Here is a 17799-nt window from a genome sequence, read left to right on the forward strand (position 1 = left end):
AGCCGTCGTCGCGGGTGAACAACTGTGTGTCACACAACCACTTGGCACTCTACCCTGCCAAGTGCTAGCCCTCAACAAGGGAGGGTGCCAGAACGGGAACCTCCACGTCCATCGACGGGTCGGTCGCCGCGTCCAGCGAACTGGCCGGGGCACCCGCCTCGATCAGGCGGGCGGCGAGCGCGGCGATCATCACGCCGTTGTCCGTGCACAGCGAGATCTCCGGCACGACCATGCGCACCCCGGCCGCCGCACACCGCTCTTCCGCCAGCGCACGCAGCCGACGGTTCGCCGACACTCCGCCGCCGAGCAGCATCACGTCCGCCCCGGTGTCCACGCACGCGCGCACCGCCTTGGCGGTCAGCACGTCCACCACCGCCTCCTGGAAGGACGCGCACACGTCCTCCACCGGCACACTGCGTCCCTCCTTGTCCGCCTTCTCCACGAAGCGGGCGACGGACGTCTTGAGCCCGGAGAAGGAGAAGTCGTAGGCGGCGTCGCCCGGGCGGCTCATACCGCGCGGGAAGGCGATCGCCGTGGGGTCGCCCTGGGCGGCCAGCCGGTCGATCACCGGGCCGCCCGGGTAACCGAGACCGAGCAGGCGGGCGACCTTGTCGTAGGCCTCGCCGGCGGCGTCGTCCAGGGTGGAGCCGAGCTCCTTCATCGGACGTCCCACGCCGTTGACCTGCAGGATCTGCGTGTGCCCGCCGCTGACCAGCAGCGCGACGGCGGTACTGAGGTCGCCGGCGACGGTGCCGTCGGTGCCTTCAGTGTCGTCGCCGGTGTCGAGCGTGCCCACGGCCACGTGCCCGCCGAGGTGGTTGACCCCGTAGAAGGGCACGCCCCAGGCCGCCGCGTAGGCCTTCGCCGCCGCCGCGCCCACCAGCAGCGCACCGGCGAGCCCCGGGCCCACCGTCGCCGCCACGGCGTCCGGACGCCGCCGACGTCCCGCCGTCGCGGCGCGCAGGTCGTCCAGCGCCGCGGCCATCGTCGGGCCCATGGCCTCCAGGTGCGCGCGCGAGGCGATCTCCGGCACCACCCCGCCGAAACGGGCGTGCTGGTCCATCGATGACGCCACGCGGTTCGCCACCTGCCGCACCCGGCCGTCGGCGTGCAGCTCCACCACGCCGACACCGGTCTCGTCGCAGGAACTCTCCACACCCATGACCAGCATCGGGGCGTCCTGCTTCCCCCGGGAACGTTCCGAGAGCGCCGGACGGCACATCGTGTAGGCGTCCGCGCCGGAGGGCCGGTAGTAGTTGCGGCGCGTGCCGGTGACCTCGAAACCGTAGCTGCGGTACAGCCCGATCGCCGAGGTGTTGTCCGTCCTGACCTCCAGGTACACCGGGCCGTCGTCGCGGTCGGCCAGCTCCATCAGCGGGTCCATGAGCAGACGCGACCAGCCGCGGCCCTGCACCGACGCCTCCAGGCCGATGGTGTGGATCTCGAACTCCGGGTCGTCCGCCGGACCGTTCTTCGCCAGGCCGGCGTAGCCCACCAGCCGCTCGTCCGCGCCACCCTGGCCGGTGACGACGCCGAGGTAGACGGTGTTCGGCGCGCCGATCTCCGAGGCGAAGCCGGCCTCCGGCCACGGCGAGTCACCGACGAAGAGCTCCGCCTCGATCTCCGCGCACCGCCCCGCCGCGCCGACGACCAACGGCCCCACGGTCGGTTCGGGGACGTCCTCCTCCCCCACCGCACTGAAGTCCAGCGCCGCGGAGACCCGGACCGGCTTCGGCTCCGCGGCGTCCGGACGTCGCAGGTAGAGCGCACGCAACGGCGTGCCGGGGTGCAGCAGCCCCTGGGGCCCGCCCAGCACCCGCACCGCGGCGGTGACCAGGCCGACCGGCGTCGGCCGGGCGTCCGCGTCGGTCACCGTCCACCCCGGGACCTCGCCGGCACGCTGCGCGACCTCGCGGGACGCCAGGACCTCCGCCTGCGGGCAGGACGCCACGACGTCGTCCGGCGCGGCGACGACCGGGCCGTCCAGCACCTGCCCGGACGCGCGGTCCACGAGCGTCCGGTACCACTCGCGACGACGGGCGTCGCTGAGCACGAGCAGCAGTGACGAGCCGGCTGCGTCGGTGGTGGCGGCAGTGGCGAGGTGCCCGGACACACCGTGCACGGGGACGCCCAGCGCGTCGCCGAAGGCGGCGCCGGCGGCCATGCCCACGCGCAGACCGGTGAACGGACCCGGCCCCACGCCGACGACGACGGCGGCCAGGTCGTCCGGCGTGAGGTCGGCGTCCCCCAGCGCGGTGAGGATGTTCGGGGTCAGCACCTCCATGTGGCCCCGCGGGTTGAGCTCGGTGTGCTCCGCGAGCAGTCGGGGCGGGGCCGACGCGTCATCCGGACAGTCCACCACCCCGGCGACGACGAAGGACGTGGAGGTGTCGACCGCGAGAACATACATGCTCAGGAATCTTAGCCCCCCGGCCCCAGGCATAGGCGAAGCCCCGTCACACTCTCCAATTGCGACGGGGCCTCTGGATACACCCCTCACGGTGATCCGTCACCCATTCTGGCACCAGATGCTGCTTCGTGCCAATCAATCTGGCTAATGGGGGATCTTATCGGGGGGATTCAGAATTGCTACCTCTGTGACCAGCGCCAACGTAGGATCCTCGGAGGTTCGGTCGTATCGCCGGCAATGTCGCCGATGTCGTCGACCTCCCCCCGGTCGATCTCCACGTCGATCCACCGCGTCGGAGCCAGGGACTCCACGACCCCGCGGCCCCACTCGGCCACCAGGACCCGGTCCTCCAGGTCCGCGTCGATGTCGAGGGACTCCAGGGCGTCGAGGACCACGTCCGGCGAGGGCGTGGTGCCGTCGTGCGCCTGCTCGCCGAGCAGCCGGTAGGCGTCCATGTGCAGCAGGCCCGGGCGCGCGGAGTCCGGACCCGGCCGGTGCTCGCGGATGATCGTGAACGTCGGCGACTGCACCCGGCCCCTGACCTCCAGCCCGGCGGCGATGCCCTGCGTCACGGTCGTCTTTCCGGCACCCAGGGCACCGGTCAGCACCACCACGTCGCCGGCGCGCAGGGTGCGCCCCAGCTGACGACCCAGGTCACGCATCTGCTCGGCGGAGGTTACCTCCACCGAGCCCTCCTCGGCGTCTGCGGGGTCGAAGACGCCGCGCACCGGCAGCGTGCGACGCGACAGGCGTCCACGCGGCATCGTGAGCACCTCGTAGGCGATGGTGTCGGCGGCCCCGGCGATCTCCTCGACGGAGCGTCCGCCCTGACCGAAGACCACCGCCCAGTCGCCGGGACGTACCGCGGCGCCGGGGCCGTCCTCGTGCGCAGGACCGAGGTCGACCACGACCTGGTCCATGCACACCCGCCCGATCTGCGGGTACCAGGTGCCGTCGACGGTCACGCCGAATCGTCCCGACAGGCTACGCGGCAGCCCGTCGGCGTAACCCATCGCCACTACGGCGGTGCGGGTGTCGCGCGGGGCACGCCACAGGTGCCCGTAACTCACGCCCTCCCCTTCCGGGACGACGCGGGTGGTGACCACCCGGGCGCGCACCGTCATCGCCTCGCGCAGCTCCACCGGGCCAGACTCCCCCACCGGGATCACCGTCGGGTCGACCGCGTAGACGCCGTAGACGCTCACGCCCGGGCGCACCATCTCGTGGCGCAGGTCGGGACGCGTCAACGTCGCCGGGGTGTTGGCGAGGTGGTTCACCGGAACGTCCAGCCCCGCCGCCCGGCAGGCCTGCACGGCGTCGGTGAACCGTGCCGCCTGCAGGTCGGTGACCGGGGAGGACGGGTCGTCGGCGACGGCCAGGTGCGACAGCACGCCGCTGACGGTGAGCACGCCCTCGTCGACCGCGTCCACCGCGATCCGCACGGCCTCGTCCCACCGGGCGGCCTCGATACCCGAACGCGAGAGGCCGGTGTCCGCCATCAGGCCGACCGACAGGGGGGACGCCCCGCCGGCGACGGCCGTACGCGAGGCGTCCACCGCGGCGAGGAGGTGCTCCACGGAGGGAACGCCCAGGGTGACGTCGGCCGCGCAGGCCGCGGCCACGTGCCCGAGCGCGACGTCCGGCAGCCACATCCACGCCGTGACCGGGGCGTGGATCCCGGCGTCGCGCAGCGCCACCGCCTCGCCGAGCGTGGCGACGCCCAGCGCCGCCGCCCCGGCGTCCACCGCGGTGCGGGCGACGTCCACCATGCCGTGGTTGTAGCCGTCGGCCTTGACGATCGCCATCACCCCGGCGGGCGCGGCGACCCGCACCAGGGTGCGCACGTTGTGGTCGACGGCGTCCAGGTCGACGACGAGCTCGGCCAGCGGATACGGGTCGGTGCCGGGTAGTTCGCTCATCAGCGCAGGTACCGGTCCTACTCCACCGTCACGGACTTGGCGAGGTTACGCGGCTTGTCGATGTCGGTGTTGCCGCACTGGCGGGCGATCTCCGCAGACAGGAACTGCAGGGGAATTGTCGACAGCAGCGGCTGCAGCAGCGTGGGGCACTGCGGGATCTCGAGCAGGTCGTTGGCGAACGGGCGCACGGCCTCGTCGCCCTCCTCGGCGATCACGATGGTCCGGGCACCGCGGGCGCGGATCTCCTGGATGTTCGTCACGATCTTGGAGTGCAGGATCTCCCGGCCCTGCGGCGACGGCACGACCACGACCACCGGCAGGTCGTCCTCGATCAGGGCGATCGGGCCGTGCTTGAGCTCGCCGGCGGGGAACCCCTCGGCGTGGATGTACGCCAGCTCCTTGAGCTTGAGGGCACCCTCCAGCGCCACCGGGTAACCCACGTGGCGGCCCAGGAAGAGCATCGTGGGGATCGGGCCGAGCTCCGCGGCCAGGTCCAGGACCTTGTCCTTGAGTTCCAGGACCTGCTCGATCTTGCCCGGGATCTCCTCGAGCTGCTGGTAGATCGCCTCGATCTCGTCGGAGAACTTCGTGCCGCGGGCCTGGGCCAGTGCGAGGCCCACGATGTAGTTCGCCGCGACCTGCGCCAGGAAGGCCTTCGTGGACGCCACGCCGATCTCCGGGCCGGCGTGGGTGTAGAGCACCGCGTCCGCCTCGCGCGGGATCTGCGAACCGTTGGTGTTGCACACCGCCAGGACGCGTGCGCCCTGCTTCTTGGCGTGCCGGACGGCCTCCAGGGTGTCCGCGGTCTCGCCGGACTGGGAGACGGCCACGACCAGCGTCTGCCGGTCGAGCACCGGGTCGCGGTAGCGGAACTCGCTGGCGACCTCGATCTCCACGGGCAGGCGCACCCAGTGCTCGATGGCGTACTTCGCCAGCAGGCCGGAGTGGTACGCCGAACCGCAGGCCACCACGAAGACCTTCTCGATCTGACGGAGGTCGTCGTCCGACAGGCGCTGCTCGTCGAGCACCACCCGGCCGTCGTCGAAGTGGCCGGCGAGGGTGTCGCGCACGGCGGCGGGCTGGTCGAAGATCTCCTTCATCATGAAGGAGTCGAAACCACCCTTCTCCGCGGCGGCGAGGTCCCAGTCGATGGTGAACGGGCGGCCCTCGGTGGGCGTGCCGTCGAAGTCCATGACGCGGTAGTCGTGGTCGGTGATGACCACGGCGCTGTCGTCGTCGAGCTCCACTGCCTCACGGGTGTGGGCGATGAAACCGGCGACGTCGGAGCCCAGGAACATGCCGTCCTCCCCCACGCCCACGATCAGCGGGGTGGAGTGGCGGCCGGCGACGATCTTGCCCGGCTCCTCGGCGTGGGCGAACAGGACGGTGAACGCGCCCTCCAGGCGGCGCAGCACCGCCAGCGCGGACGCCTCCAGGTCACCGGCCGTCGGGCCGGCGGCGTAGGCCAGGGCGAGCAGGTGGGCGGCGACCTCGGAGTCGGTCTCACTGGTCATCTCGATGCCCGCGGCCTCGACCTCGGCACGCAGCGGTGCGAAGTTCTCGATGATGCCGTTGTGGACGATCACGGCCTTGCCGTCGAAGGAGACGTGCGGGTGGGCGTTGACGTCGTTCGGACGCCCGTGCGTGGCCCAACGGGTGTGGCCGATGCAGGCCTTGCCGGTGAACCGCTCGCGGCCGGTCTCGGCGATGCGCTGCTGCAGGTTCGCCAACTTGCCGGCCTTCTTCTCGACCTCGATGTCGCCGTCCGAGACGACGGCGATTCCGGCGGAGTCGTACCCGCGGTACTCCATCCTGGCCAGCGCCTCGAGACCGATGTCGAGCGCCTTTGCGGAGCTACGGGCGCTTCCGATGTATCCAACGATGCCACACATACTGGACAACAATACTGGTCGCCCCGGACACCCGTGAAGCGCATCCCCGTTGTCCACCCCTCCGGGTCGGTTGAGCGCGGTTGTTCCCGACCCTCGCCCCGCGTCGTGGAGCTATCAACTAGGCTGAGTGACGTGGCAGACAACGCGAAGAACCTGGTCCCCCGGTTGGAGAAGCGGGGCCCGCACAGGGTCCTGGTCGGCGAACTCGACTTCGCCGGCATTCCCGGCCGTATCTACACGCCTGCCGAGGGCAAGGCGATCGCCGGTGTGGCCTTCGGCCACGACTGGCGCGTCGGCGTGGACGCCTATCACGGCACCCTGCGCCACCTGGCCAGCTGGGGCATTGCCGTGGCCGCCCCGGACACCGAGCGCGGCCTGTTGCCGAACCACCGGGGCTTCGCCTCGGACCTGGAGTCCTGCCTGCAGATCCTCTCGGGTGTGCGCCTGGGTGTCGGCAACATCACCGTGGACCCGAGCAAGCTCTTCTTCGCCGGGCACGGCATGGGCGCCGGCGCGGCGATCCTCGCGGCCACCGGCCGGGCGGCCGCGGAGCCGGCGAAGAAGCGCTACCGCGACCGTCCGACGGTCGCCGGTGTCATCGCCGTGCACCCGTCGGACACCGCGCCGAGCTGCTACCAGGCGGCCCGGCACGTCCAGGCCCCCGGTCTGGTGCTGGCACCGGGACGCACCCTGGGCATCGAGGCCGGCGAGCCGGAGCGCGTCGCCGCCCTCTGGGGTGGCGAGGCGGTGTTCCGTCGCATCGACAAGGCGTCGTCCACCGGCTTCCACGAGAAGGTCATCCGCAAGTTCCTCACCACGAACAGTGGGCTGGAGCTGGCGGCGCAGGACTTCATCCGCGCCCTGATGACCGGCTTCGTGCTCGCCGAGGACGACAAGCACTACGCCGCCTTCCGCGACCCCGAGGCCGAGATCAAGAAGTCGCAGGTGATGAGCCGCGGTGAGCTCTTCGAGAGCCTCCCGGAGTTCGCCGACCCGATCGACGCGGTGAACAAGGCCCTGCACGCCTGAGCGCCGCCACCCCGGGTCAGTCGAAGATCCCCGGGCTCCGCCGCGGGGGACGCCCGGCGGCGTCCTGCCGCCGCACCACATCGTTGTTGTCGGTGGTCGCGGTGGCGGTGTCCTCGAGTAGTTCACTGAGGTCGCCGAGCTCGCCGAGCAGCTCCGTGGCCTCGTCCATCTGACGTTGGAACCGCCCGGTGGCCTCACCGACCTCCCTGACGTAGCCCTCCAACGCCGCCTCTATCGGGTTCTTGTTCACCACTGCTCACTCCTCTGCACCGATGGTGCGTCCTGACCGACCTCGCCGGGCTGTTCGGCGGACTTCTCACCGGTGGTCCACAGGTCAGGCACCCAGCCGTCGTCCCCGGACGACGGCTCCGGGGTCTCCACCGCCGCGGTACCGACCGGCGGAGTCTCCACCGGCGCCGCATCCGTGGCGGGTGCCTCCGCCGGGGTGGCCGCGGTCTCCGTCCCGGGGAGGTAGGAGCTCTTGTCGAACCCCTTCTCCGGGTCCACGGTGGACGGCTCCGGCTCGTCACACGGCTCGGGTTCCGGTTCCGGCTCGCACGGCTCGGGTTCCGGTTCGCACGGCTCCGGCACAGGTTCAGGTTCCGGCTCCGGTTCGCACGGCTCCGGCGGACAGAGGTTCACGTCGATGTCGATCAACGACCCGGAGTTCTCCACCGAGAGATTCGCCGCGCCCTCGACGACCGTCTCCACAATCCCCTCGACCGCACCCTTGATCCACCCGCTGACCTGGCCACCGACCTGGCCGGAGATGTCCGGCAGCATCGGCGCGGCGACCGAGGACCCCACGAGCCCCGACAACGACGCCGTCGAAGTTGCGGCCGAGGCGGCGGCGACGGCCGGGGACGCCGGCGGACACGGCTCCGGGGTCGGCAGCGCCCCGCCGCCTGCCCCGGCACCGACGGTGGCGACCTCGGTCGGGACCGGTGCGACATCGCAGTCCGGCGCCGCGGTCACCGGGGCAGGCTCCGTGGCCAAGGGAACCCGGCAGTTGCCCTCCTCGGCGGCCGGGGCGCACTCGGCGATGGTGAGGTCCATGCACTCGCCCATACGGGAGTTCCTGCCCTCCAACATCGCCCCCACCCCGTCGCGGGCACCACACAGCAGCTGCGCCGCCATCTGGAGCAGCGCCCGCGACGCCACCTGGTCAGTGGCACGCAACGCCAGCCCGGCGGCACAGAGCTCCTCGGCCGTCGCGACCGCCCCGTCCACACAGGTCTCCACCTCGTCGGCGCACAGGGACTGGATGGACTCCAGCACACGGTCGCAGGTGGCCACCGCGTCGTCTGCCTGGTCCACGTTCCCGTCGTGTTCGTCGGCCTCGTCGCCGCCCCAGCCCAACTTGTCCGCCAGGACCCCGCCGGCGATTCCCGTGATCAGGTCCTTGCCGGTCTCCAGGACTTCGGCGAAGAAACCGCCCTTCCCCTTCTTGCCGCTGCCGCCGTCCTTACCGTCCTTACCGTCGCCGCCGCCGCCGTCACCGTCGCCGCCGACCATGCCGATGACGAAGTCCGCCGCCGTCATGATGCCGGTGATGATCCACGGGAGAGCCGCCGGTGCCAGCCTGGTCGCCTGCTGACCGGAGGCGTCGAGCTTCGCCACCGACGCGGCGATGCGGGCCTGGTCCGCCTGCACCGCGCTCACCGCAGCTCCCCCGCACTGAACCCGCGCCGCGAGTCCCCCTCGGTGGTCGACACCGCCGAGACCGTCCCCGCGGCGGTCTCCAGTCCACGCCGCAGCCGGTCGATGTGCGCCAGACGTACCCGGTGGGCCTTCTCCCGCAGTTCCACCAGGTGCGCCGCCCGGTCCGCCAGCCCCTGACCGTAGCTGGCCGCCGTCCTGCGCGGTGCGGCGGCGGCGACCTCCGCCTTCCTGGAACCCACGGCGACCAGCGCCTCCGCCAACTCCGACTGCGCCGCGCCGTCGTCCACCCCGAGCCTGCCGATATCCGGTGCCACAGAAACCCCCTTCGTCCTCCCGCCACCGTCGGCGCACCGACGGCACGGGTCATCGATCATCCACTTGTCTACAACGTGACAAGAGAGACTCCCCGCCGGCCGGAAAGGTTCCCCGCCCCCTGAGGCACCGAACTACCGGGCCACCGAACTACCGGGACGCCGCGACGCCGCGCAGCAGCATCGACAACCCGAAGGAGAACTCCTCACGCAGGTCGGCGTCGAGGTGGGCGGCGACCCGGGCGGTGGCCGGGAAGCGTGCGTCGGGCGCCGCGCCGGACACAGAGCCGGACTCAGGGCCGGACTCTGAGCCGGACTCCCCCTGTGCCTCCGGCGGGGCGAAGGAGAGCTGGAGGGCGAAACCCACCGTGTAGTGCGCGACGGTGGTGTACGTCCTCGCCGCCACGGACGGGTCGAACCCCGCCTCCAGCAGCCGGGCCACGAACCGTTCCCGCAGCAGTGCGGAGTTCGGCCCGTGGGGAACGTCCGCGGCCAGCAGCGGGACGACACCGGGGTGGCCGGCGAGCGCGGTGAAGATCGCGTCCGCGCCCGCCGCCGAGGCTGCCTGCCAGTCGGCATCCTCAGGAGCGTCCCGCACCTGCGCCACGGCCTCCCCCAGGACGTGGTCGACGATCAGCGCGTCCAGCCCGGGGCGGCCGCCGAGGCGCCGGTAGAGCGTCGCCGTACTCGAACCGAGCCGGGAGGCGACGGTGCGGATGCTGTACTCCGGGCCGTCGGCGTCGTCGAGCAGTTCCAGGCCCGCGGCGACGATGCGGCCCGTCGGCACGGGCGGTCGTCCACGTCCGCCGGCGGGGGCCTCCACCTTCGCCCACCACCTGGGACTTCCCGGCGTCGGCGATGCGTCGGCGTCCATGTGCCCAACCTCCTCTTGACAGGATGCCGCAATACCGACAACACTGTGTTCATTATGACCGATCTCATCCTCATCGTAGGGGCCGGCCCCGTCGGCTCCGCACTCGCGCTCGACCTGACCCGCCGCGGCGTCCCCGTCCACATCGTCGACCGCGCCGACGGCCCCTTCCACGGCTCCCGCGCCAAAGGCGTCCAGCCACGCACCCTGGAGGTCCTCGAGGACCTCGGCGTGCTGGACGCCCTGCTCGCCGGCGCCTCCGCCTACCCCCGGCTCGGCATCCACCTCGGACCACTGACCATCCCGCGCACCATGATCGCCCACCAGCCCGTGACCGAGGACGTCCCGTACCCGGACACCGTGCTCTCACCCCAGTTCCACACCGACCGCGTCCTGCACGACGCCCTGCGCGCCGCGGGGGTCACCGTCGACTACGGCCGCCGCGTGGTCGGCGTCGAGCAGCACGACGACGGCGTGACCACCACCTTCGCCGACGGCGGCACCGTGCACAGCGCCTACGTGGTCGGCGCCGACGGCGGGTCCAGCACGGTGCGCAGGCAGGCCGGCATCGGCTTCACCGGCGACACCGACGAGGACGACCGCATGATCATCGCCGACGTCACGATCCCCGGCCTGCGGCGCAACCGCTGGCACGTGTGGCCCGGCCGCTCCGGACGCTTCCTCGGCGCCTGCCCGCTACCGGACGGCGAGCTCTTCCAGGTCATGCTCCGCCTGCCCGCCGCAACCCCCGTTTCGAACGACCCCGACGCCTTGCAGGCGACGGTGCGCGAGGCACTGGCGGCGAAGAAGCTCACCGTCGGCGAGTTCTCCTGGGTCTCGCTGTTCCGCCCGAACATCCGTCTCGCCGAGCACTACCGCGCCGGACGCATCCTGCTCGCCGGCGACGCCGCCCACTGCCACACCCCCGCCGGCGGCCAGGGCCTCAACACCGGCGTGCAGGACGCCTACAACCTCGCCTGGAAACTCGACGAGGTCCTCCACGGTGCCCCGGCATCCCTGCTCGACACCTACGAGGAGGAGCGCCGGCCGGTCGCCGCCCGCGTGCTCAAGATCTCCACGGACCGCTACGACAGCTTCGAGAAGGACGCCCGGGCCGCGACGACCCGTGGCGACGAGGAACGCCAGCTCAAGCTCACCTACCGTGGCTCATCGCTGTGCCCCGAGGGCCCTGACGCCGCCACGGCCGGCGTCCTGCGCGCCGGCGACCGCCTCCCCGACGCTCGTGACGCCCACGGCAGACGGGTCTTCGACCTCACCGCCGGCCCCGGGTTCAGCGTCCTCGCCGTCGGGGTGGACGCGGAGACGCTGGAGCGCCACCGACAGGACGGCTGGCCCGCCGTCCACGAGGTGCCGGCCGGCACCTACGGTGCCCAGTCTCCGACCCTGCTGCTGGTGCGCCCGGACGGCTACATCGGTTACATCGGCACCGCCGACTCCCCCGCCGGCATCGACGACGCGCTACGCCGCATGCGGCGTCCCACCCCCTGACGGCGACGCCCGCGCCTACCCCTCGGCGACGACGACGCCGGCGAGGCGTCCTGCGACGCGTTTGGCCTCGGCGGACGTCGGGGCCTCGACCATCACGCGGTACACCTGCTCGGTGCCGCTGGGGCGCAGCAGCACCCGGCCGGTGTCGCCCAGCTCCGCCTCGGCCTCGGCGATCGCCTCACGCACGACCTCGGAGGTGTGGATGCGCTCCTTCTCCTCCACCGGGACGTTGACCAGGGTCTGGGGCAGCACCGTCATCACGTCCGCCAGCTCGCGCAGCGACTGGCCGGTGTCCGCCATGCGCGCCATGATGCGCAGGCCGGTGAGCGTCCCGTCGCCGGTGGTCGCGTGCGAGGGGATCACGATGTGGCCGGACTGCTCACCACCCAGCGAGAAGTCGTTGGCGTTGAGGTCGGCCAGCACGTAGCGGTCGCCGACCTTGGTACGCCGCAAGGTGATGCCGTGCTCCTTCATCGCCAGGGTCAGGCCCAGGTTCGACATCACCGTGGCCACCAGCGTGTTCCTGCGCAGCTCACCGGACTCCTTCATCGCCACCGCCAGGATCGCCATGATCTGGTCGCCGTCGATGACGTTGCCCTGCGAGTCCACCGCCAGGCAGCGGTCGGCGTCCCCGTCGTGCGAGAGGCCCAGGTCCGCCTGGTGCTCCAGCACAGCCTTCTGGATGACCTCGATGTGGGTCGAACCGCAGTTGTCGTTGATGTTGAAGGAGTTCGGCGAGTTGTGGATCGCCACGACCTCGGCACCGGCGGCCTCGTAGGCCATCGGCGCGGCGAGACTCGCGGCACCGTTGGCGCAGTCCACGACCACGCGGATGCCGTCCAGTGCGCGCGGGGCGGCGTCCTGCAGGTGGAAGAGGTAGCGCTCCAGCGCGTCACCGGACTCCTCGATGACCCGGCCGATCGCCGCGCCGGTGGGGCCGGACTCCTCGAGCTCCAGCGTGGCGCCCTCGATCTCGTCCTCCACCGCGTCGTCGAGCTTGCGCCCGCCGCCGGCGAAGAACTTGATGCCGTTGTCGGGCATCGGGTTGTGCGACGCCGAGATCACCACACCCATGTCCGCGCCGTAGTCGTCGGTGAGGAACGCCACCGCCGGCGTGGGCAGCACGCCCACGTCCAGCACGTCCACCCCCTGCGACGCCATGCCCGCCGACAACGCCGCCGACAGCATCTCGCCGGAGACCCGCGGATCCCGTCCGATCACCGCGGTGGGACGCCGCTGCGACGTCTGCCCGGTCGTCGTCAGCACCCGCGCCGCGGCCGCGCCCAACCGCAGTGCCAGTGGTGCCGTCAGAGACCTGTTGGCGAGGCCCCGAACCCCGTCCGTACCGAAAAGTCTGCTCATGGGGTGCCAGTCTAGACGCTGGCACCGCCACATCCCCTACCGACAGGCGACGCCGCCCCACCCCACACGGTGTGTGGGACGGGGCGGCGTCGGATCATGCAGCGGGACGCTGCACGAGGATCGAGCGAAGACTCCGGGGAATCAGCGCTTCGAGTACTGCGGTGCGCGACGGGCCTTGTGCAGACCGGCCTTCTTGCGCTCCACGGCACGGGCGTCACGGGTGAGGAAGCCGGCCTTCTTGAGCTCGGCCCGCTCCTCCGGGTTGTACTTGTTCAGCGCGCGGGAGATGGCGAGACGCATCGCACCGGCCTGACCGGACGGGCCACCGCCCTTGAGGTTGACCTGGAAGTCGAACTGGTTCTCGCGCTCGAGCAGGACGAGCGGAGCCTTGATCAGCTGCTGGTGCAGCTTGTTCGGGAAGTAGTCCTCCAGGGTGCGACCGTTGCAGGTGAACTGGCCGGAGCCCTGCACCATGCGGATACGGACGACGGCCTCCTTGCGGCGACCGACGGTCTGGATCGGGCCGTCGAAGACGGTGGGGGCGACGACGTCGTCGCCCTCGTCCTCGGAGACCTCGGAGATGGAGTCACCGATGCTGGCGACGAACTCCTCGTTGACGGCGTCAGTGGCGGCGAAGACCTCTTCGTCCACGGACTCGGCCTCGTAGTTCTCGTTGTCGGTCACTGTTCCACCTTCTTGATCTCGTAGGACTCGGGCTGCTGAGCCGCGAAGGGGTGCTCGGCGCCGGCGAAGACGCGGAGCTTCTTGGCGGACTCGCGGTTGAGCCGGTTGTGCGGCATCATGCCGACGATGGCGTCAGCGATGACGCGCTCCGGGTGCAGCTCCATGGAGCGACCCAGGGACATGGTCTTGAGGCCGCCCGGGTAACCGGAGTGACGGTAACGGAACTCGCGGTCCCGCTTGTTGGACGAGATGTGAACCTTGTCCGCGTTGATGATGATGACGTTGTCACCACAGTCGACGTTGGGTGCGTAGATTGCCTTGCCCTTGCCGCGCAGCAGGGAAGCTGCGTGGGTGGCGAGACGACCCAGGACCACGTCTTCGGCGTCGATGACGTACCACTTACGGGTCAGGTCACCGCTCTTCGGGTGGAAAGTAGTCATTTACGACTCCTTGGTCTTCATGGAACTGCCAGCCGGGAGACCCCTCGCCCCGGGCCTTACCCGGGAAGGGTGGTGCCCGCAGCGGCCGGTGGGGACCTGCGGGCCGACCACCGGTGTGCCGTGAAAACGCAGCACGGGTGGTCGCAACCCGACTGAGGTTACCGGACGGGCGCGGCACATCCAAAAGGGACCGCAAACATGAGGCCACCACCGTCACGGGTGTGACGGTGGCGGCCGGGTACCGGGGTTGTGCCGGAAGCCTACGGGGTCAGGCCCAGCTGTTGGCGGCGCTGTTGTTGATCTGGCTCATCCTGGAACCGGCGTTGTCCACCGCGCGGGCGATGGTCTGCAGCACCTGGTTGAGCTCCTCCGCCGCGGCGTCCCACCGCTTCTGCGCAGCCTGATATGCCGTGGCGGACTCTCCCTCCCACTCGGCGACCATGGGGACGATGTCGCCCTTGAGCTGGTCGAGCATGCCGTTGATGTTGCGGTTGGTGGCGTGGATGTCGGCGGACGTCTGGGCGATGCTTGCGAAGTCGTACTGGATCACGGTCCTGCTCCTTGGCGTGTGTGGTGCGTGGTGGATGGTGGCTGGGACGTCAGCGGAAGGCGACGATGTTGTCGTCCTCGACCTGCTGGAAGGCCCGCGCATTGCCGCGGATGTTCTCCGAGATGCCGTCCAGCGACAGCCGCAGCTCCCGGGCGGAGTCGTTCCACCGGGCCATGAGCTGCATGAAGGCGGCCTGCGCCTCGCCCTTCCACACCCCCGCGACACCGTCGACCGTGCCCTGCAGGCGCGTGAGCTCCGCCTGCACCTGACCGTTGACGGTGTCGACCTTGCCTGCCGTGGACTGCATGACCTCGGTGGTCGTTCTGAAACTCATTGGGTCCCTCCCCTTTGTGTCGAGTGCTCTGATCGGTGCCCTCCTGCAGCCCTTGCACGGGCCGCACGGAAGGGACGTCACCGTAGAGAGACTCACCTGGCGCCCGAAAGGTTCCCCTGTCCCCGACCCCCGTCGCGACGCCGCGCGGGACCTACTCCAGCAGCGTGCGGTAGGCCGTCGAGATGTGCTCGGCCACCAGCTCCCCGGCCCCGTCCACGTCTCCGGCCTCGACCGCGGCGAGGATGCCCTTGTGCTGGGTCCGCAGCGTGCCCGCCACGGTCTCCCAGTCGCCCTGCCCGCGGAAGCCACGCAGGATCGGTGCGCGCAGCGACTCGCGGATCGCCTGGGTCATGTCGGCGAAGAGCCGGTTGCCCGCCCCGTGGGCGAGGGCGACGTGGAAGCGGGTGTCGGCGTCGTTGAACTCCTCGCGGCTCACCCCGGGCCGGTCCATCTCCGCCACGGCGGCGCGCATGCCCGCCAGGGCGTCCTCGTCCTGCTCGGCGGCGGAGAGCCGCGCGCTCTCGACCTCCAGGATCGTGCGGGTCTGGACCACCTCCTCGAGACCGAAGTTGGACAGCGCCACGTGCAGGCGCAGGAAGCGTGACAGCGCCTCGGACGGCATCGCGGCGATGAACGTCCCGGCCTTGTGCCCGGAGCCCACGTTCGACTCCAGCACCCCCTGCCCCTCCAGGACCCGGATGGCCTCGCGCACGGCGGCCCTGCTGACCTGCAGTTGTTCGGACAGGGTGCGTTCAGCAGGAAGCAGGTCGCCGACGTGCAGGGTGCCGGAGAGAATCTCGTTCTCGATGGCGTCGACGACCATCTGGTGGGTCCTGATGCGAGGGACCGGTGCCCAGGCGGGTTCGTCAGTCATGACCATTTTTTACCACGCCACACCAACCCGGGGGGCGTGAAGGAAGAAGTCTTGACTCCAAAACTGGATGTGCCCTAGGCTGTGGTCGGACCACTGATGTGGTCTGAGTCACCGGACCGTAGGGTGGCGCCACCGTCACACCCCAGACACACTTCGAGGACCCCATGAGCTCCACGTACCTACCCGACCTCGCGCCGGTCGCGGACAACCTCTTCCTCTCGTCACTCGTGGCCCTACTGCCACTGGCGACCGTCTTCGTCACCCTCGGCGTGCTGCGCTGGCGTGCCCACTGGGCCGGGCTCAGCGCCCTGGCCGTGTCCCTGGTCATCGCCGTCGCCGTGTACGGCATGCCCGTGCACCTGGCCGGGCTCTCGGCCACCCAGGGTGCGGTCTTCGGCCTGTTCCCAATCATGTGGATCGTGGTCGCGGCGATCTGGTTCTACGAACTCACCGTGCGTTCCGGACGCTTCCTCGACCTGCGCGCGGTGATCGACCGCATCTCCGACGACCCGCGTGTGCAGGCCATCCTCATCGCGTTCTGCTTCGGCGGCATGCTCGAGGCCCTCGCCGGTTTCGGCGCCCCGCTGGCGATCACCGGCGTGATGCTGCTCGCCGTCGGCTTCGCACGCATGCGTGCGGCCGTCGCCGTGCTCATCGCCAACACCGCCCCGGTGGCCTTCGGCGCGATCGCCACCCCGATCATCACCGCCGGCGCGCTGACCGGCATCGACTACGAGCACATCGGTGCCATCGTCGGACGCCAGACCCCGTTCATCGCCGTGTTCGTCCCCCTGTTCCTCTGCCTGCTGGTGGACGGGAAGAAGGGACTGAAGCAGTGCTGGCCGATCGCCCTGGTCATCGGCGCGGTCTTCGCGGTGGTCCAGTTCATCTCCTCCAACTACATCTCCGTGGAGCTCACCGACATCATCTCCGCGCTCGCCGGCCTCGCCGTCGCCGTGGTCATGCTGCAGTTCTGGCGCCCGGCGGGCACCGCCGAGGCGCGGGAGCGGCTGCTCACCGAACGTCGTGAGGAGGAGGAGAACGGCGAGGTGCAGGACGTCACGAGCACCGACAACGCCCACGCCGCGGCCGCCGGCGGCGCCGAGGTGGTCACCCGCGAACTGACGACCTCGCGCATCCTGATGGCACTGTTCCCCTACCTGCTGGTCATCGTGATCTTCTCGGTGGCCAAGCTGTGGGACCCGGTCGTCGACTTCCTGGCCTCCACCGACGTGTCGATCCCGTGGCCGGGCCTGGACGGCAACGTGCTCACCGCCGACGGCTCGGTCTCCTCCTCCACCGTCTACGGCTTCCCGTGGCTGTCCTCACCGGGCACCCTGCTGATGATCACCGGCGTGATCGTGGCCGCGGTGTACCGGGTCTCCCCGAAGGTCGCCGTGCAGGCGTACTGGGAGAACCTGGTGAAGATGCGGTTCTCGATCCTCACCGTCGCCGCCGTCCTGTCACTGGCGTACGTGATGAACCAGTCCGGCCAGACGATCACCATCGGCCACTGGATCGCCGGTGCCGGCGCCGCCTTCGCCTTCTTCGCGCCCGTCCTGGGCTGGCTGGGCACCGCAGTCACCGGATCGGACACCAGCGCCAACGCCCTGTTCGCCACCCTGCAGCAGACCGCGGCGAACCAGGCCGGCCTGGACCCGGCACTGATGGTGGCGTCCAACACCTCCGGCGGTGTCGTGGCCAAGCTCGTCAGCCCGCAGAACCTGACGATCGTCGCCACCGCGGTGGGCCTGGCCGGCCGCGAGTCGGAGATCCTGCGCAAGGTCATGTGGTGGAGCATCGGCATGCTCGCGGCCATCTGCCTGATCAACGGACTGCAGGCCACCGTCCTGGATTGGATGATCCCGTAGCGAGTACGCTCGAAAACGGACCCTGTGGTCCGACCTCATAGGACCCATAACAAACCACACACACCCATCACGAAGGAGAAC

Annotated in this window: 16 protein-coding genes; 3 read left to right on the top strand and 13 right to left on the bottom strand. The window is 70.6% G+C overall.

Annotated features, from left to right (window positions below; all coding sequences use genetic code 11):
- Positions 1–64 precede the first annotated feature (64 nt).
- The 3 genes from tsaD to glmS form a co-directional block, all read right to left on the bottom strand.
- The gene (gene tsaD, locus ACT3TD_RS00825; RefSeq protein ID WP_444614971.1) at positions 65–2410 is read right to left on the bottom strand and encodes a tRNA (adenosine(37)-N6)-threonylcarbamoyltransferase complex transferase subunit TsaD; all 2346 of its coding nucleotides are present in this window, start codon (positions 2408–2410) and stop codon (positions 65–67) included.
- 179 nt (positions 2411–2589) lie between these two features.
- The gene (gene alr, locus ACT3TD_RS00830; protein WP_301442642.1) at positions 2590–4329 is read right to left on the bottom strand and encodes an alanine racemase; all 1740 of its coding nucleotides are present in this window, start codon (positions 4327–4329) and stop codon (positions 2590–2592) included.
- 17 nt (positions 4330–4346) lie between these two features.
- On the bottom strand, positions 4347–6221 hold the full coding sequence (gene glmS, locus ACT3TD_RS00835; RefSeq protein ID WP_301442643.1) for a glutamine--fructose-6-phosphate transaminase (isomerizing): 1875 nt from the start codon (positions 6219–6221) through the stop codon (positions 4347–4349).
- 132 nt (positions 6222–6353) lie between these two features.
- Between glmS and ACT3TD_RS00840 the strand changes: the two genes are divergently transcribed.
- A complete protein-coding gene (locus tag ACT3TD_RS00840) occupies positions 6354–7250 on the top strand; it encodes an alpha/beta hydrolase (RefSeq protein ID WP_301442644.1) in 897 nt (298 codons plus the stop codon).
- A 16-nt stretch (positions 7251–7266) separates the two neighbouring features.
- On the opposite strand, the gene ACT3TD_RS00845 is transcribed toward ACT3TD_RS00840, so the two are convergent.
- From ACT3TD_RS00845 to ACT3TD_RS00860, 4 genes are all read right to left on the bottom strand, one after another.
- Positions 7267–7503, bottom strand: a complete 237-nt coding sequence (locus ACT3TD_RS00845) for a hypothetical protein (RefSeq protein ID WP_301442645.1) — start codon at positions 7501–7503, stop codon at positions 7267–7269.
- Positions 7497–8912, bottom strand: a complete 1416-nt coding sequence (locus ACT3TD_RS00850) for a hypothetical protein (RefSeq protein WP_444614972.1) — start codon at positions 8910–8912, stop codon at positions 7497–7499. Before ACT3TD_RS00850 ends, ACT3TD_RS00845 begins: the two co-directional genes overlap by 7 nt.
- Positions 8909–9226: a hypothetical protein gene (locus ACT3TD_RS00855; RefSeq protein WP_444637935.1), complete on the bottom strand. Its 318-nt coding sequence runs from the start codon at positions 9224–9226 to the stop codon at positions 8909–8911. The genes ACT3TD_RS00850 and ACT3TD_RS00855 overlap by 4 nt, the downstream gene beginning before the upstream one ends.
- Positions 9227–9374: 148 nt before the next feature.
- On the bottom strand, positions 9375–10097 hold the full coding sequence (locus tag ACT3TD_RS00860) for a TetR/AcrR family transcriptional regulator C-terminal domain-containing protein (RefSeq protein WP_301442648.1): 723 nt from the start codon (positions 10095–10097) through the stop codon (positions 9375–9377).
- Between the two features lie 54 nt (positions 10098–10151).
- Here ACT3TD_RS00860 and ACT3TD_RS00865 point away from each other — a divergent pair, with 54 nt between their 5' ends.
- Positions 10152–11603, top strand: a complete 1452-nt coding sequence (locus ACT3TD_RS00865) for an FAD-dependent monooxygenase (protein WP_441579156.1) — start codon at positions 10152–10154, stop codon at positions 11601–11603.
- Positions 11604–11618: 15 nt separating this feature from the next.
- Here ACT3TD_RS00865 and glmM read toward each other — a convergent pair whose 3' ends face one another.
- From glmM to ACT3TD_RS00895, 6 genes are all read right to left on the bottom strand, one after another.
- Positions 11619–12965 (bottom strand): phosphoglucosamine mutase, encoded by a 1347-nt coding sequence (gene glmM, locus ACT3TD_RS00870; RefSeq protein ID WP_444614973.1) that lies wholly within the window; start codon positions 12963–12965, stop codon positions 11619–11621.
- Between the two features lie 141 nt (positions 12966–13106).
- Positions 13107–13649, bottom strand: coding sequence for a 30S ribosomal protein S9 (gene rpsI, locus ACT3TD_RS00875; RefSeq protein WP_441579155.1), 543 nt, complete (start codon positions 13647–13649; stop codon positions 13107–13109).
- The gene (gene rplM / locus ACT3TD_RS00880; protein WP_301443776.1) at positions 13646–14089 is read right to left on the bottom strand and encodes a 50S ribosomal protein L13; all 444 of its coding nucleotides are present in this window, start codon (positions 14087–14089) and stop codon (positions 13646–13648) included. Before rplM ends, rpsI begins: the two co-directional genes overlap by 4 nt.
- 268 nt (positions 14090–14357) lie before the next feature.
- On the bottom strand, positions 14358–14639 hold the full coding sequence (locus ACT3TD_RS00885) for a WXG100 family type VII secretion target (protein WP_301443777.1): 282 nt from the start codon (positions 14637–14639) through the stop codon (positions 14358–14360).
- A gap of 49 nt (positions 14640–14688) precedes the next feature.
- Positions 14689–14973: a WXG100 family type VII secretion target gene (locus tag ACT3TD_RS00890; RefSeq protein ID WP_301443778.1), complete on the bottom strand. Its 285-nt coding sequence runs from the start codon at positions 14971–14973 to the stop codon at positions 14689–14691.
- 151 nt (positions 14974–15124) lie between these two features.
- Positions 15125–15847 carry a FadR/GntR family transcriptional regulator gene (locus ACT3TD_RS00895; protein WP_301443779.1) on the bottom strand — a complete coding sequence of 241 codons (723 nt, stop codon included), beginning with the start codon at positions 15845–15847 and terminating at the stop codon, positions 15125–15127.
- 164 nt (positions 15848–16011) lie between these two features.
- Between ACT3TD_RS00895 and ACT3TD_RS00900 the strand changes: the two genes are divergently transcribed.
- The gene (locus ACT3TD_RS00900; protein ID WP_444614974.1) at positions 16012–17718 is read left to right on the top strand and encodes an L-lactate permease; all 1707 of its coding nucleotides are present in this window, start codon (positions 16012–16014) and stop codon (positions 17716–17718) included.
- The last annotated feature ends 81 nt before the right edge of the window (positions 17719–17799 follow it).

This window comes from Corynebacterium sp. AOP36-E1-14 (assembly GCF_052377495.1).
In the GTDB taxonomy this organism is placed as follows: domain Bacteria; phylum Actinomycetota; class Actinomycetes; order Mycobacteriales; family Mycobacteriaceae; genus Corynebacterium.

Excerpts from the sequence above, each read along its gene's own strand:
- ACT3TD_RS00865 (WP_441579156.1), top strand. The coding sequence starts at position 10,152 with ATGACCGATCTCATCCTCATCGTAGGGGCCGGCCCCGTCGGCTCCGCA.
- tsaD (WP_444614971.1), bottom strand. The coding sequence starts at position 2,410 with ATGTATGTTCTCGCGGTCGACACCTCCACGTCCTTCGTCGTCGCCGGG.
- glmM (WP_444614973.1), bottom strand. The coding sequence starts at position 12,965 with ATGAGCAGACTTTTCGGTACGGACGGGGTTCGGGGCCTCGCCAACAGG.
- glmS (WP_301442643.1), bottom strand. The coding sequence starts at position 6,221 with ATGTGTGGCATCGTTGGATACATCGGAAGCGCCCGTAGCTCCGCAAAG.
- ACT3TD_RS00900 (WP_444614974.1), top strand. The coding sequence starts at position 16,012 with ATGAGCTCCACGTACCTACCCGACCTCGCGCCGGTCGCGGACAACCTC.
- ACT3TD_RS00895 (WP_301443779.1), bottom strand. The coding sequence starts at position 15,847 with ATGACTGACGAACCCGCCTGGGCACCGGTCCCTCGCATCAGGACCCAC.
- alr (WP_301442642.1), bottom strand. The coding sequence starts at position 4,329 with ATGAGCGAACTACCCGGCACCGACCCGTATCCGCTGGCCGAGCTCGTC.
- rplM (WP_301443776.1), bottom strand. The coding sequence starts at position 14,089 with ATGACTACTTTCCACCCGAAGAGCGGTGACCTGACCCGTAAGTGGTAC.
- ACT3TD_RS00860 (WP_301442648.1), bottom strand. The coding sequence starts at position 10,097 with ATGGACGCCGACGCATCGCCGACGCCGGGAAGTCCCAGGTGGTGGGCG.
- ACT3TD_RS00890 (WP_301443778.1), bottom strand. The coding sequence starts at position 14,973 with ATGAGTTTCAGAACGACCACCGAGGTCATGCAGTCCACGGCAGGCAAG.